The following is a 16,483-nucleotide window of genomic DNA, read 5'->3' as shown; positions in this document are numbered from 1 at the left end:
TGGTACCCTAATTAAGTCTCGGGGTAAAGGGGTTGACGCATGCTGAGAACAAAGCCGACGAGATCTTTGCAGTAACGGGCGACCACCCTACCCTTAACGCTGGGTGAGGCCGCCGTGGCGGCACCGACGCCCACTTCCAGATGTCAACCAAGTGAGCCATAGATGTCCCATCGAAAGATCTCGGCGCTGGTGCTGGCAACAGTCGGCGCCCTCGCCATGACCACCGTGAGCATTCCGGCGTCCTTTGCGGCCGACGCACCAGACGGCGCCGAGCACAACGACTCGACGTCCGATGCTGCCCAGTCGGATCCCCCCGCCTCGTCGGGCGACGTGCCTTTGGACGCCAGCGCGCAATCGGAAGCCCCCCAGGAGGGCGGTGAAGAGAACCCGACCACCTCCGCGGATAGCTTCCCGGCCGACGACACGCCGACGACGATCATCGTCCAGCTGCGAGAAGGCAGCGTCGGAATCCCGTGGTACCGCCGAATCTTCGGCCTGAGTTCCTCGACCAAGCACCAGGAAGTCAAGGACCGCATCGAAGCCTCGGTCCAAGCGGTCGTGCCCGGCGCGGACGTGACGGACGTGCGAGACTACACCCGCGCGCTCGACGGCTTCGCCATCGAGGCCCCTGCCTCGTCCCTCGACGCCATCAGGGCCACCGAGGGCGTCAAGGCCGCCTTCATCGAGCGTCACCACAAGCCGATGGTCGTCGAGGGCGATGCCGAGACGACGGCCGCGCAGGCAGTGGACCCCTCCCTACAAAACGCCTCCTCCCTGGAGATGACGCGCGCCAACCAGACGACCCAGAAGGGCAACAAGCAGGTCATCGAGGTCATCGACACCGGCATCGAAGCCACCCACCAGGCGTTCTCCGGCTCCATGGACGGCACTGACGTACGCATGACGCAGGCCGACGTTCAAGCCTTCGCTCGCACGCTCACCCACGGGAAGAGCGGCGCCTACATCAACAAGAAGATCCCCTTCGTCTACGACTACGCCGACAACGACGCGGACGTTCTTCCCGCGTCCAGCAAGGATCTCTCACACGGCACGCACGTCGCGGCAATCGCAGCCGCCAACGCCGCCGACCTGCAGGGAACCGCCCCCAACGCCCAGATCATCGTGGCCAAGGTAGCCTCCGACAAGGACGGTTCGATCCCGGACAGCACCGTGCTCGCCGCCCTTGACGACGCCGTGGTCATCAGGCCAGACTCGATTAACCTCTCCCTGGGTGAAGACGCGGGCATGGGCACCGAGGCCGGCACCGTCTACGCGGACGTCTACAAGAACCTCGCGAACGCGGGCGTCACCGTCAACGCAGCCGCCGGCAACTCCTACTCCAGCGCCTACTCCAACAAGAGCGGCAAGAACAAGCCCTACGCGAGCGACCCTGACGTTGGCACGCTGTCCGAACCCGCATCCTACGGCTCGACCCTGGCCGTGGCCTCGGTCAACAACCAGGATGCCCTGCACTACCTGAGCGTTGGCGAGCGCAAGGTCGTCTACCAGAAGTCGCGCGGACTCAAGGACGCGTTCGTTCCCAGCCTCCTCGACATCGCCGAGGGAACTTACAGCCTCGTCTACGCCGGCAACGGCGACGCGGCCGCGCTGAGCAAGCTCGTCGCCGAGCACCCCGGCGACCTCTCGAAGGTGATTGTGCTCGAGGACCGCGGAGGCTCCGATAGCGCCACCGGCGCCGACATGACCCACGAGGCCAAGGTCAAGGGCCTCACGCAGCTGGCCTCCACGCCTGCCGCGCTCATCATCGGTGACTCCGAGGTCGCCGAGAACCCCTACGTGGCCACCATCGAATCCACCCACACGATGCCAACCGTGACGATCACGAAGAGGGAGAAGGACGCGCTCATCGAGGCCATCACGGCCAGCGAGTCCGGTTCCATCTCCATCGTCAACCCGCACGCGGGCGTCCTGCTCGCATCGACCAACCCCTCGGTCTCCGACTTCACGTCGTGGGGCGTGACCCCCGACCTGAAGCTCAAGCCCGAGATCGCGGCTCCCGGCGGCAACATCGTGGCCGCCGTCCTGGGCAACACCTACCGTGCGATGTCCGGCACCTCCATGGCGACCCCGCAGGTAGCGGGCATCGCCGCTCTCGTGCGTCAGCGCGTGGGCGAGGATCCGGCCTTTGCCGCGATGTCGGACGCTGACCGGGCCGCGGTCGTCACCGCCCTCATGATGGGTACCGCCCACCCTCTGCTCGACATCGACCAGAACAACGGCACCTACTACTCGCCGCGCCGCGTGGGCGCGGGCCAGGTGGACGCCCTCGCGGCCACGACGACGAGCGTCTACCCCTCCGTCGAGGGTGCCGAAAACCCGTGGCGTCCCAAGGCCGACCTGGGTGAGGGCACGAACGGATGGACCTTCCAGGTCACCCTGACGAACGTCTCCGACACCGCCCACACCTACACCCTGGGTGGCCAGGCCCTGTCCGAGATCGTCGACGGCGAGCTCTTCACCGAGCACTCGAAGAACTGGGCAGGCCAGGGAATCGACCTGACCTTCTCCAGCGAGAGCGTCACCGTCCCCGCGAAGTCGTCTGCCACCGTGACCGTCACCGTGAACCCGCAGGCGGCCTTCGCCACCTACGCGAGCACCAATGCGCCCAAGGGCACCTTCATCGACGGCGCCGTGACCTTCACGAGTACGGACTCCCAGCCTGACCTCACCGTTCCCTACATGGGCTTCTACGGCTCCTGGGGCTCACCCGCCGTCTTTGACGCCAAGTGGTTCGACGGCACGACCAACGCGGTCCACTCCTGCGCCTCGACGCTGCTCAACCCCGCGACCGAGGTACCCCTCGGCGCGCTGAACCCGCTCGTCGGCCAGGAGATCGACGACGTGCGCGCGGTCGACCCCGCGTACTTCATCATGTCGCGTTCGGCGCTGCCCGACGCCCCCTCCCGTCTCCTGCCGCGCACCTGCCTGCTGCGTAACTCCCCGAAGGTGACCTACACCTACACGAACGAGGCCGGCGACGTCGTGCGCGAGTACACCTTCGAGCGCGCCCGCAAGTCCCTGTTCAACTATCACGCCAGCAGGATCGAGCCCATCGAAAGCCAGGAAGGCAACAACCCCGTCTTCGACGGATTCGACAAGGACGGCAAGGAGCTGCCCGCGGGCCGCTACAAGCTGACGATCGACGCGGCCTCGGTCGCTCCCTCGAGCGTCTCCCAGCAGATGACCTGGGACTTCACCCTGGACACCCAGGCTCCCGTCATCTCCAACCTGGTCGTGACCGGCGAGGGGGACGCGCGCGTCGTCTCCTTCGACGTCGCCGACAACTCGCCGCTGGCGGGCATCGCCTTCTCCGAGTCGCCGACCTCGCGTCACTACTACGACGAAAAGGAGGCCGTGGGTGCCAACCGCCAGGCCGACGGCACCTACGCCAAGCACTACGAGATCAAGTGGGCAGACCTCATCGACCGCGCGGATTCCTCCGACCCGGCGACCGCCTACCTCTTCGCGTGGGACTGGGGCAAGAACCAGACACGTCAGGTGATCCGCTTCCGCACGATCCCGATGACCTCCCTGTCCGTGACGCCCGAGTCTTCCTCGGTCGTCGCGGGCGAGACGGTTGCGCTGAGCGCCTCCTATGAGCCGGCCAGCGCCAACGTTACCGACCTCGTGTGGACCTCCTCGAACGAGGCCGTGGCCACCGTGAACGACAACGGCGAGGTCCAGACGCTGGCCGCCGGCGACGCGACGATAACCGCGACCGACGCCTCCCAGTCGACACTGTCCGCAAGCGCGCAGGTCCACGTGCGTACGATCTCCGAAGATGCGGGGATTGAGGTCGCTGAGGCGGCGGTGAGCGTCAAGGTGGGTGAGAGCGCCCCCGTGAAAGCGTACCTGGCGCCCTCACTCAAGGACCGCGCTGTGACGTGGAGCGTGGAGCCGGCCGACCTGGCCACCGTTGTCGCCGACACCGACACGCGCAAGGCGACGCTGACCGCTGGCGATCACGCGGGTTCCGGTACGCTGACCGCCACCGTCACCACCGAGGGCGGCGCGGTTAAGACCGCGACTATCCCCGTGACCGTGCGCGCGGCTGACGCCGACGACTTCGAGATCAACGAGGAAGGCGTCCTTGTGAAGTACAAGGGCTCCGCCACGGACGTGACGATCCCCGAGACCGTGACTTCCATCGCAGAGCGGGCCTTCGCGAGCTCCAGTGTGGAGAACGTGACGATCCCCGCCTCGGTGCGATCGATCGGCCAGGAGGCCTTCATCTACAGCTCGCTGAAGACGATCGCCTTCGTCGACGACGCGGCCCGCCCCGCCCAGCTGACCACGATCGCGGACCGCGCGTTCGCGAACACGAGTCTTCAGGCTATTGAGCTGCCGCGTTCCGTCGTGACGATAGGAGCTGGGGTATTCGACTACAACTCGGCGCTCACCTCGATCAAGCTGGGGCCGAACGTCGATGCCTCCTCGGTGACCGGCGGCTACGCGGAGACCAGCGCGCTCATGAGCGTCGAGGTCGACCCGGCGAACCCGAACTTCGACAGCGTGGACGGCGTCTTGTACTCCAAGGACCACTCGAAGCTGATCATCTACCCGGCGGCGAAGAACGCAGGCGGGGCCTACACGGTCCTGGACGGCGTTCAGGCGATCGCGTACCGCGCCTTCCAGAAGGCGTCCATCACGAGTGTGACGCTTCCCGACTCCCTGCGCTCCATCGGCGAAGAGGGCTTCCGCCTCTCCGCGCTTACCGCGGTGGCCCTCCCCGAGAAGTTCGAGACCCTGGGCGTGTGCGCTTTCTGCTCCGCCGACAAGCTTGACAGCATCGACCTGGGTGGAACGATCGCGGTGGGCGGTAGCGCCTTCGAAAGCACGAAGGCCAAGGCGGGAATCAATTTCCGCCCCGAGCTGGGACGACTGGCAACGATCGGCGACTTCGCGTTTAGTCGCACCGCCCCCGTCTCGGTGGCGCTGCCCGACTCAGTGACCACGGTCGGCGAGCAGGCGTTCTCGGAGAACACGGCCCTGACCTCGTTCCACATCGGCTCGGGCGTCACCTCCTTCGCCGAGACCGCCCTGTATAACGACCGCAAGATCGCATCGCTCACGGTCGCTCCTGCCAACGCGGTGTACTCCGCCGAACGCAATGTCCTGTACCGCAAGGCGGACGATGGCCTGCACCTGATGCTCTCCCCGGCCGCCAACACGCTCACCGACTATACGGTGCGCGCGGGTACGGTCGAGATCGGTGCTTCGGCGTTCGCCAACAACAAGTCACTCACGCGCGTCGTGCTGCCCGAAGGGGTCACGACCATCGGTGACGACGCTTTCGCGGGCTGCACAGCACTGACAGACCTGGTCATTCCGGACTCGATGGAGCGCTCGAGTGGCGTTGTGGGTAACTCCCTGGAGGTCGTCGAGTACGGCACCAAGATCCGCTCGATCCGCATGGAAGGCAGCTGGGTGCCGATGCCGCGCCGCATCGTCGTGCGCGGCGGCGTAGACGGCTCCTTCGTGTATGACGGACGACCCACCAATGGCCGTCGCCAGAGTGCCTACTTTGGTGAGGGCATGACCCGAGTGTCTTTCGGCGTGGACGTCCCGCGTGTCCTCGTCCTGCCCTCGACGCTCACCCGCCTCGATCTGGAGACAGAGCTGAGCGAGGAGAAAAAGGACGACACCCACGTGTACGTCGCCGCGGCCGAGGGAACGTCGGCATGGAACGTCGCCAAGGCCGCTCTTGAGGCCGCGGGCATCGACGCCTCCCACCTGCACACGTTCACGGCAGCCTCGATGACCCTGTCCGGCGCGGGAATCGCCGAGGCCGGGGGAAGCTACACCTACACGGGCCAGGCCGGGGCATCGGTCGAGGTGACAGCGTCGGTCGCCGGTGGCATCGCCGGAACCCAGCAGGTGCGCGCCGTTCAGATCGGCGCGGATGGCACCGAGATGCTCGTGCGCGACTGGACGACGGTGACGGACGGAGGGGACCGCGCGGCGGCCTCCTCGGTGACCTTCCCGTGGACCCCGTCGGCGGCGGACGCGAGCCTGCGTGTTCAGGTGCGCGATGCCTCGTACCTGACGAACACCCTCGTGCTGAAGCAGCCGGGCACGCCCGAGCCGCAGCCGACCCCGGACCCGACGCCGACACCCGATCCGACCCCGGACCCGACGCCGACACCCGATCCGACCCCGGAGCCGACGCCGACACCCGATCCGACCCCGGAGCCTGGCCCTGCTCAGCAGGATGGCCGGTGGGTGAGTGATTCGCGTGGTTGGTGGTATCGCTATTCTGATGGGTCGTACCCGGTGAGTGAGAGGGTTGCGATTGGTGGTCAGGTTTATCGTTTTGGTGCTGATGGGTATATGCGTGTCGGTTGGGTGAGTGAGCAGGGGTCGTGGTTCTTCCATGGTGGCTCGGGTGCTGAGGCATCGGGTTGGGTGAAGGATGGTGGCTCGTGGTATTACCTGACGCCCGGCAGCGGTGCGATGGCGACCGGCTGGCTTGATCTTGGTGGTACCTGGTACTACCTGGCTCCGGGCAGCGGTGCGATGGTGACCGGGTGGCTTGATCTTGGTGGTACCTGGTATTACCTGGCTTCGGGCAGTGGCGCGATGGTGACCGGCTGGGTGAAGGACGGTGGCTCGTGGTACTACCTGACGCCCGGTAGCGGTGCGATGGCCACGGGTTGGGTCCAAGACCGTGGCTCGTGGTACTACCTGACGCCCGGCAGTGGCGCGATGGTGACCGGCTGGATTCGTATTGACGGCCAGTGGCACCACTTCACTGCTTCGGGTCGTTGGGTCGGCTGAGTGTGTGAGGGTTCGCGCCCCCCGGGATGTTTCCCGGGGGGCGCGGCGTTGTGTGGTTGGTTGTGGTGGTGGGGAGTCTCAGGGTTTTTTCAGGTTGTGTTGGTGGTGTGGTCAGGTTGGGTTTGTAGGGTGGGGGTCATAAGGGAATACGGCACAGGCCGGTGGGGCTTGGGTGATGCCGACGAGATGACTGTGAGGTGCCTTCTGGGAGTACTTGTACTGTGTTGATGGGATATGCCGTGGGGCCGACCGATGGGTCGGCCCCACGGCATGTCTGTGGTGGGGTGAGGGGGTGTGGCGTTGTGTGTGCCTGCCGTTGGTGGTTCCTCAGAGTCGGTCGACTCCGGCGTCCCATGCGGCGCGCATGGGGTTGGCGTCGGCGACCAGCTGATCGACACGCAGATCCGCGCTATCACTCCCCGAGAATCATTGTCACGTGGTCGAACAACCGTGTAGCCGGATCCCCGCAAACGCCATGTAACAAGCGATATCCAGGATGAACGGGTACTTTACAACTGGACACACTCAGGGATAATAGGAGGCGAGTAGTGACGCTCATTCTCCTTTCCGCCCCCCTCAACACAGGGAGTAGCAGATGTCTCACCGAAAACTACCCGTCCTGGCCTTAGCGGCTTCCGGAGCCCTCTTTCTTACGACGATCGGCGTTCCCGCGGCGCTTGCCTCCGACTCTGGCGTGGCTCACGGCGCCAGCCTCGTGCAGAAAGCCGAGGCGACCGGCCCGGCGATCGATGTTCCCGTCACCTCGTTGAGCCTATGGCCCGACCGGACGGTGCTCGTTCCCGGGCAGCAGATCACCGTGGGCGCTGAGTACGACACACGCACCGCGCAATCCGGCGAGGTGACGTGGAGCTCCTCGGACGAGTCCGTCCTCAGCGTCGAAGGCCACGGCCGTGTCACGGCCAAGGGGATCGGCAGTGCGGTCATCACCGCAACAGACAACAACGATTCCTCCATGAAAGCCACCGCCTCGATCCAGGTTCGCTCCGTTACCGAGGAGACCGGCATCGAGCTGTCGGAGTCCTCGCTCACCCTCACTGCCGGCCATAGCGCGATCCTCAATCCCCTCCTGGCCCCCTCGCTGCGAGGCGCCGCGGTGTCGTGGTCGATCGAACCATCCTCACTCGGTCGAGTCTCTCCCAACTCCGACGGGGTCATGGTCTTTTTCACGGCCTCCGACCAGCCCGGCAGCGGAACGCTGAGTGCTACGGTGACGACAATGGCAGGAACGGCCAAGAGCGCCACCATCCCGGTGCAGGTTGACCCCGACATGACGGGCGACTTCGTCATTGACGACAAAGGAGTCCTCACCGATTACAAGGGCAAGGACACGGACGTCACGATCCCCGACAACGTGACGACGATCGGCCGCCACGCCTTCTCGGGGTCCCACGTGGAGAACATCTGGGTGCCGGCGAGCGTGACCGATATCGACGAGGAGGGTTTCGGGGCGAATAGCTACCTGAAGACGATCACCTTCCAGGACGACGATGCTCACCCCTCTCGACTCACCTCGGTGGGCAACCGAGCCTTCACTCGCACGAGCCTGAAGGAGGTGGCCCTGCCACGTTCCGTCGTGCAGATCTACGACGAGGCCTTCGCCGAGATGCACGAGCTGACCTCCGTTCGCCTCGGGCCCAACGTGGCCGCCGGGCAGCTGACCTATGGTTTCATCCACTCCCCGAACCTCGTCTCCATCGAGGTGGACTCCACCAACCCCAACTACGCGAGCGTCGACGGCGTCCTGTACACCAAGGATCACTCACACCTCGTTGCATTCCCCCTCGGCAAGAACGTGGGGGGCTCGTACGCGGTTGTGGACGGAACCGTGACCATTGACGAGGGGGCCTTCGAGGAGGCCAAGCTGGAGTCGGTGACCTTCCCGAGCACGCTTCGTCACGTCGGATCGCGGGCGTTCGCTCACTCGTCCGTGACCGCGCTGAGCCTGCCAGACGCGTTCGAGACCATGGGGTCCATGGCCTTCTGGTACATGCCGCGCCTCGCGCGCCTCAACCTTGGGGGCGCACGGAAGGTCCCCCACAGCGCATTCCGATACAACAACGCCCTCGGCGAGGTGGACCTGCGCCCCGACCTGAACAGGCTGTCGGAGATCGGCGAAGGCGCATTCGAGGAGATCGCCGCCAGCTCTATCACGCTACCGGATTCAGTGCGGAGCATCGGTGAATCGTCGTTCGCTCGAAACCGGGCTCTGACCGAGCTCCATCTCGGCGCGTCGCTGGCCTCCATCGGGAACTATGCGCTGGCTGGGGACGACAACCTTGCGACCATCACCGTCAGCCCCAACAGCTCCGTCTATTCCGTCGACAGCGGGGTCCTGTACGCGAAGCTTCGCGGTGGTCGACAGCTGGCCCTTTCTCTTCCGACGAATACGGTCAGCGAGTTGATTGTTCCCGCTGACACGGTCGAGATCGCATCCTGGGCTCTGCGAAACAACACCGCCCTGCGGCGCGTCGTCCTGCCCGAAGGGCTGACATCCATCGGCTACGGAGCCTTCGACGGGTGCTCCAACCTGACGGAGCTGGTCATCCCCGATTCCGTCGAGGTGTCCAGGGGGGTTGTGAACACCGGCTTGGACACCGTCGAGTACGGGACGAAGGTCCGAGACGTCTGGATGACGTCGAGGGGAGTGCGCATGGCCCGCCACATCATCGTGCGCGGGGGAATCGACGGGTCCTTCTACACCGACGGTGATGCCACGAATGGACGACCCGAGAGTGCGTTCTTCGGCGAAGGCATGACCACCATCGAGTTCATGACCGAGGCGCCTCGCGTCCTCGTGCTCCCCTCGACCGTTGCGCGCCTTGCCATCGAACCGTTCCCGCGAGGAGGTCGGCAGCCCGATAGTGAGGTCTATGTCGCCGCCTCCGAGGGCTCGCCAGCATGGTCGGTCGTGAAGGCGGCAATGGCTGAGGCGAAGATTGATGCGTCTCACCTGCACGTCTACAACCCTGCGCAGCTGACGCTCTCCGGTGAGGGCGTGAGCGCGGTCGGCGACGGCTACACGTTGCGCGGCTCGGTCGGAGCGTCGGCCACGGTGAGGGTCTCAATGGAAGGGGGCGTGGCGAGCGGCCGCGAGACGCGCGTCGTGCGCGTGGAAGCGGATGGATCCGACACCGTCGTCCAGGATTGGAGCGCGATGACGAGCCAGCCGGACGGGTCATCCTCTCTGTCATACACGAGGCTCCTGTCCGCTCAGTACGAGCGGCTGCGTGTCGACGTGCGTGATGCCACGCGCATCGTGCGGTCGGTGACGCTCTCGGTCGAGAATGCGCCCGCGCCACCCAACGAGGACCCCTCGCCGACGCCACGAGAAGGAACGTGGACGTGGAGCGTGCGCGGCTGGTGGTATCGCTACGCTGACGGTTCCTACCCGGTGAGTGAGAAGCTCACGATCGGTGGCCAGGTCTATCGTTTCGACGAGGGAGGCTACATGCGTACCGGCTGGGTGAGCGACGAGGGCGTCTGGTATTACCATGGCGGCTCCGGGGCGCAGGTGAGCGGCTGGGTGCTTGACGGCCTGTCCTGGTATTACCTGGCTCCAGGTAGCGGTGCGATGGCGACCGGCTGGCTTGATCTCGGTGGTACCTGGTATTACCTGGCCCCCGGCAGCGGTGCGATGGCCACGGGTTGGCTCAAGGATGGTGACTCGTGGTACTACCTGACGCCTGGTAGCGGTGCGATGGCGACGGGGCGCGTGCTCATTGGCTCGTCCTGGTATCGCTTTGATGCCTCGGGTCGTTGGGTCGGCTGATTGCGTGAGGGTCCGCCCCCCGGGAGGTCTTCCGGGGGGCGGACCTGCGTGTGGTCGTGGATGAGTGGGACCGACCGATGGTTCGCCTCACGGCGTGTCTGAGCCCCCCAGGACCCGTTGTCGGCATGAAAAATTGCCAGTTGCCGGAGATTTCCCCAGCTTGTGACAAGTAAAAGCGTGGTCACGAGTTGATAAGTAGCGCAAATGTATACTGCACAACTGGAAGAAGTTGCGCATAATAGGAGTGGGCGCCGCTTCGTGCGTACCATCCGTCAAACGTCCGTCAACATAGGGAGTCATTGATGTTTCCTCGAAAGTCTTCGACCCTGGCTCTAGTGGCGGCTGGGGCCTTATCTCTCACCACGGTCAGTGTTCCGGCTGCGTATGCAACCGGCGTTGATGCGATGGCGCAGAACCACACCGTCCAGTCAACCGAGGTGCGGCCCACCCGCGATGTCCCGGGTGCCTCTCTGAGCGTCTGGCCCGGGGACGCGGCTCTTGCTCCCGGGCAGACACTGATGCTGGAAGCAACCTACGACACGGGAACCCCTGGCGACTCCCACGTAACGTGGAAAACCTCCGATAGCTCGTTGGCAACCGTGGATGACAACGGCCTCGTGACGGCCGTGGGCCCTGGTGAGGTCGCGGTCATCGCTACTGACAAACAGGACCCCTCGATCGAGGCGGTCGGCCGGATTCGGATTCGCTCCGTTTCCGAAGACGCCGGGATCGAGCTGTCCGAGTCTGGGGTGACTCGCACCCCAGGCAAGAGCGTGTTCCTGAACGCCCTGCTCTCTCCCTCGTTCCTGGGGCGCCCGGTTGAGTGGACCGTGAGTCCCGCGACGCTGGGAACCGTCGAGACGGGGCCGAACGAGCAGACAGCCATCCTGACAACCTCGGATCAGCCGGGGAACGGGACTCTCACCGCAACCGTCACGTCGCAGGATGGCCAGAAGAAGACCGTCTCGATTCCCCTCACTGTTGTCGCCGCTCCCCAAGCCTCCGACGACTTCATCATCAACGATAGCGGCGTCCTCACCGGCTACCGAGGAAGCGCCACGGACGTCGTCATTCCTGATGGTGTCACGGAGATCGGTCGTCGCGCCTTCGACGGCCACGAGCTCGACAGCGTCTGGGTGCCCGCCAGCGTGCAGACCCTCGCAGAAGAGGCATTTTACGGCGCGAACCTGAAGAAGATCACCTTCCAGGATGACGACGAGCACCCCTCGCAGCTCACGTGGGTAGGCATCCAAGCGTTCGCCTATTCGACCCTTGAAACAGTGTCCCTGCCACGCGCGGTCAAGGACGTCGACAACTACGCGTTCTCCTACATGGACTACCTGACCTCGGTTCGCCTCGGCCCCAACGTCTCCTCGACGAGGCTCTCCGACGCCTTCGTGCGTTCTCCCCGCCTGACGAGCATCGAGGTCGACGAAGCCAACGCCACCTACGCCAGCGTTGACGGCGTCGTCTACTCCAAGGATCGCGCAACCCTGGTGTTCTTCCCATCGGGCAAGAACGCCACAGGATCGTACGCGGTGCCCGAGGGGACAACAACGATCGGCGTCGGCGCCTTCGCCGTTGCACAGCTGGAGTCTGTGACCCTGCCGGACTCGCTGCGCGAGGTCGCCTCCCGCGCCTTCGAGCAGTCCTCCATCACGGCCGTGGCCTTGCCCGACGCCTTCGAGACGGTCGGCGAGCGAGCATTCTGGTACATGCCCCAGCTCAAGCGCGTTGACCTGGGCGGAACCGTGAAGGTCTCGGACAGCGCCTTCTACAGCAGCGGCGTGACCGAGGTGAACCTGCGCCCGGACCTGAACCGCCTCACCGAGATCGCCGACGGCGCGTTCAACTGGACCTTGGCCACCTCGATCACCCTTCCCGACTCGGTGACGACGATCGGCCAAGAGGCGTTCGCGAACAACGCGGCCCTGACCAAGTTCCACCTGGGTGCCTCGGCCCAATCCCTCGGTGACTTCGCTCTGGGCGAGGACAACAACCTCACGGAACTCAGCGTGAGCCCCTCCAACACCGAACTCTCGGTGGAAAGCGGGGTCCTTTACCAGAAGATCAGTTCCGGTCGTCGTCTGCTCCTGTCTCTGCCGACAAACGGCGCCACCGAGTACAAGGTGACTGCGGGAACCACCGAGGTTGCCCCCTGGGCCTTTGCTCACAACACCGCGCTGCGACGCGTCGTCCTCCCCAAGGGACTGACGACCATCGGCTACGGCGCGTTCGACGGGTGCTCGAACCTGATCGACCTATCCATTCCCAACTCCCTTCAGGTATCCGAAGGGGTAATCAACACGGGGCTGGATACCGTCGAATATGGAACGAAGATCCGCAGCATCGAAATGAACGCACGCGACGCTCGTATCGCTCGGCACATCATCGTGCGCGGGGGAGTCGAGGGATCCTTCTACACGGAAGGTGCAGCCTCCAACGGCCGTCCCGAGAGCGCGTTCTTCGGTGAAGGCATGACGAAGATCGAGTTCATGACCCAGGCTCCCCGCATCCTGGTCCTGCCCTCCAGCCTCAAGGAACTCGTGCTTGAGCGCTTCCCGGAAGGTGGGACGAACAAGGATACCGACGTCTACGTCGCGGCTCCGCAAGGATCCGACGCGTGGGAAGTCGCCAGCACCGCGATGAAGGACGCGGGAATCGACGCGTCCCACCTGCACGTCTACAAGCCCACGCGGGTCACCCTGTCCGGCCAGGGAATCGGCGAGTCGCGGGACGGGTACAAGTTCAGCGCTTCCGCGGGCGCTCCGACGACCGTGAAGGTCTCGGCAGAAGCGGGCGTATCCGGCGGGCGTGAGATGCGCGTCGTCCAGATGAACGCGGATGGCTCCAGGAAGGTGCTGCAGAACTGGACCGCGATGTCCACCAGCGCCGATGCGCGTTCCGCGGCCCTGTCCTACACCTGGACGCCGACCGATGGCCAGCGCCTGCGCATCTACGTGCGCGACGGCTCACGCACCGTTCGCGCGACGACGTTGACGGTCGACGGCACGTCTGCTCCGAGGGACGGTAAGTGGGTGAGTGATTCGCGTGGTTGGTGGTATCGCTATTCTGATGGTTCGTACCCGGTGAGTGAGAGGGTTGCGATTGGTGGTCAGGTTTATCGTTTTGGTGCTGATGGGTATATGCGTACCGGTTGGGTTAGTGAGCAGGGGTCGTGGTTCTTCCATGGTGGCTCGGGTGCTGAGGCATCGGGTTGGGTGAAGGATGGTGGTTCCTGGTACTACTTGACGCCGGGTAGCGGTGCGATGGCGACCGGCTGGGTGAAGGACGGTGGCTCGTGGTACTACTTGACTCCTGGTAGCGGCGCGATGGCGACCGGCTGGGTGAAGGACGGTGGCTCGTGGTACTACCTGACGCCCGGTAGCGGTGCGATGGCCACGGGTTGGCTCAAGGATGGTGACTCGTGGTACTACCTGACGCCTGGCAGCGGTGCGATGGCGACGGGGCGCGTGCTCATTGGCTCGTCCTGGTATCGCTTTGATGCCTCGGGTCGTTGGGTCGGCTGAGTGTGTGAGGGTTCGCGCCCCCCGGGATGTTTCCCGGGGGGCGCGGCGTTGTGTGGTTGGTTGTGGTGGTGGGGAGTCTCAGGGTTTTTTCAGGTTGTGTTGGTGGTGTGGTCAGGTTGGGTTTGTAGGGTGGGGGTCATAAGGGAATACGGCACAGGCCGGTGGGGCTTGGGTGATGCCGACGAGATGACTGTGAGGTGCCTTCTGGGAGTACTTGTACTGTGTTGATGGGATATGTCGTGGGGCCGGCCGTTGGGTCGGCCCCACGGCATGTCTGTGGTGGGGTGCGGGGGCGTGGTGTTGTGTGTCTGGCGTGCTGGTGGTTCCTCAGAGTCGGTCGATCCCGGCGTCCCATGCGGCGCGCATGGGGTTGGCGTCGGCGACCAGCTGATCGAAACGCAGATCCGCAATGTCAATCACCTCGCCGAGAGCGAAGCGCGCCTCGCGCGCCGGCGAGTGCTCGACTCGGCGCCAACCGGAGGACAGCAGGTGCTTGCGGTCCACCACGTTGTCCGCGCAGATCACCAGCGGGCGATTGAACTTGTCGCGGTAGGCCGTGGACAGGGCCCGCAGCTCCTCGGCTTCCTCATCGGTCGCGTCGCCGACCGACAGCGTCGACAGATCGGAGCTCGACTGCTCGTCGCCCTGCCCGTCGAGAACCAGCGACACGACGTCCGTGTAGGATGCGATGAGTTCCTCGGCCTCGTCGGGAGTGGCCGTGAGCACGGCATCCTCGAAGGAGGAGCGCAGCTCGGAGACGGATGCGAAGGGGCGGGACTCCCACGCGCGCTCAACCGGCCACGTGTGCTGAGAGAACATGACGGAGAAGGTGGAGACGAACTCGCTGCGGTCCATCGCGTTGACGTCGTCCAGGTTGATCTTCTTGCCATTGACGACGGCCACGTCCGGCGAGGCCTGACGTCCGACGTGGAAGAACAGGATGTTGAGGATGATGGCCGTCAACGAGCCGATCGTGACACCGGATCCGAAAATGATCTGCAACCAGGAGGGCATGACCGAGACGATCCCGGGTTTGAGAGTCACGAGGAGGGCAAGGCCAATCGACGTGGAGACGATGATGGCGTTGCGGGTGTCGCGCAGGTCGACCTTCGACAGGGTCTGGATGCCGACCACGGCGACGTTGGCAAACATTGCCAGGGAAGCCCCGCCAATGACGGGCTGGGGAATGGCAGCGACGATTGCGGCAGCCTTGGGGAGCAGACCGAGGATGATCATGATGACGCCCGCCGCCGTGACGACCCAGCGGGACTTCACGCGGGTGAGGCGCACCAGTCCCACGTTTTGAGCGAAGCAGGTGTAGGGGAAGGAGTTGAGGACGCCGCCCAGGAGCGTGGACAGGCCGTCGGCCCGCAGGGCGTTGGCAATGTCTCGCGGCGTGATGCGCTTGCCCACGACCTCGCCCGTAGCAAAGACGTCGCCCGTCGTCTCGACGGCGGTGACCGCCATGACGATGATCATCGCGAGGATCGCGGTCGCCGAGAAACGAGGCAGGCCGAAGTAGAAGGGCGTGGTGACGCCCAACCAGGAGGCCTCGCCCACGCCGGAGAAGTTCGTCTTGCCCATCGCGAAGGCGAGCGCCGTCATGACGAGCAGCGCGAGGAGGACCGAGAGGGTGCCCATGAAGCCCTTGAAGAGACGCTGGATGACGACGATGATCGCGATCGTTCCGAAGGCGAAGCCGAGGGCCTCGAAGGTCGCCGAGGCCTTCGCCGAGTCGTCCGCTGCTTTGTCTGCCCAGGCAACGATGTCACCCGCCGAGACAGACAAGAGGGTCGTGCCCATGACCGTCAAGAGCGTGCCGGTAACGATCGGAGGGAAGAAGCGCAGAAGCTTGGCGAAGAATGGGGCGACGAGGAAAACGATGAGTCCGACCGCGATGATCGAGCCGTACATGGTGGCCAGGCCGGTCTTGGGATCGGCGCCCGGGGGCGTGGCTGCCGCGCCGATCGCGATCAGCGGCGAGACCGCGGTGAAGGTGACGCCCTGGATGAGGGGGAGCTTGACGCCGATGAAGCGGCCGATGCCGGCCGACTGGATGATGGTTGCGATGCCGCAGGTGAACAGATCAGCGTTGATGAGGTGAATGAGTGTTTGTGTATCGAGCCCGAGGTTCTGCGCGATGACCCAGGGGACGATAACGGCACCTGCGTAAAACGCGAGGACGTGCTGAATGCCGAGAACGGTGAGTCTAGCGAAGGACGGAACCTGATCGACGGGGTGGGGAGCGGACGAGGGGCTTGATGCCATCTGTGTCTCCTGGATCTATATCCATGTGGTGTGAGGGACGCCTCCATTCTCTGTGATTGGGATCGGTGTTTTACGAGTTATTGGAAAAGTGTGGCGC

At 64.8% G+C, this 16,483-nt stretch carries 4 protein-coding genes; 3 read left to right on the top strand and 1 reads right to left on the bottom strand.

The window, feature by feature from the left end; all coding sequences use genetic code 11:
• The first annotated feature begins 162 nt into the window (after positions 1-162).
• The 3 genes from NQK35_RS05070 to NQK35_RS10530 all read left to right on the top strand — a co-directional run bounded on the left by NQK35_RS05070 (position 163) and on the right by NQK35_RS10530 (position 14,118).
• Positions 163-6,798, top strand: a complete 6,636-nt coding sequence (locus tag NQK35_RS05070) for a leucine-rich repeat protein (protein ID WP_257114718.1) — start codon at positions 163-165, stop codon at positions 6,796-6,798.
• Between the two features lie 595 nt (positions 6,799-7,393).
• Entirely contained in the window at positions 7,394-10,588 is a 3,195-nt protein-coding gene (locus tag NQK35_RS05065) for a leucine-rich repeat protein (protein ID WP_257114717.1), read from the top strand.
• A gap of 404 nt (positions 10,589-10,992) precedes the next feature.
• Positions 10,993-14,118 carry a leucine-rich repeat protein gene (locus NQK35_RS10530; protein WP_306456020.1) on the top strand — a complete coding sequence of 1,042 codons (3,126 nt, stop codon included), beginning with the start codon at positions 10,993-10,995 and terminating at the stop codon, positions 14,116-14,118.
• Between the two features lie 327 nt (positions 14,119-14,445).
• Here the strand turns inward: NQK35_RS10530 and NQK35_RS05050 are convergent, their stop codons facing one another.
• The gene (locus tag NQK35_RS05050) at positions 14,446-16,386 is read right to left on the bottom strand and encodes a solute carrier family 23 protein (protein ID WP_257114716.1); all 1,941 of its coding nucleotides are present in this window, start codon (positions 16,384-16,386) and stop codon (positions 14,446-14,448) included.
• Between the last annotated feature and the right edge of the window lie 97 nt (positions 16,387-16,483).

It is taken from the genome of Schaalia odontolytica (assembly GCF_024584435.1).
Classification (GTDB): Bacteria; Actinomycetota; Actinomycetes; order Actinomycetales; family Actinomycetaceae; genus Pauljensenia.
The sequence above is the reverse complement of the archived record's forward strand: the minus strand, read 5'-3'. Positions and strand labels throughout refer to the sequence as shown.

Excerpts from the sequence above, each read along its gene's own strand:
- NQK35_RS05050 (WP_257114716.1), bottom strand. The coding sequence starts at position 16,386 with ATGGCATCAAGCCCCTCGTCCGCTCCCCACCCCGTCGATCAGGTTCCG.
- NQK35_RS10530 (WP_306456020.1), top strand. The coding sequence starts at position 10,993 with ATGGCGCAGAACCACACCGTCCAGTCAACCGAGGTGCGGCCCACCCGC.
- NQK35_RS05070 (WP_257114718.1), top strand. The coding sequence starts at position 163 with ATGTCCCATCGAAAGATCTCGGCGCTGGTGCTGGCAACAGTCGGCGCC.
- NQK35_RS05065 (WP_257114717.1), top strand. The coding sequence starts at position 7,394 with ATGTCTCACCGAAAACTACCCGTCCTGGCCTTAGCGGCTTCCGGAGCC.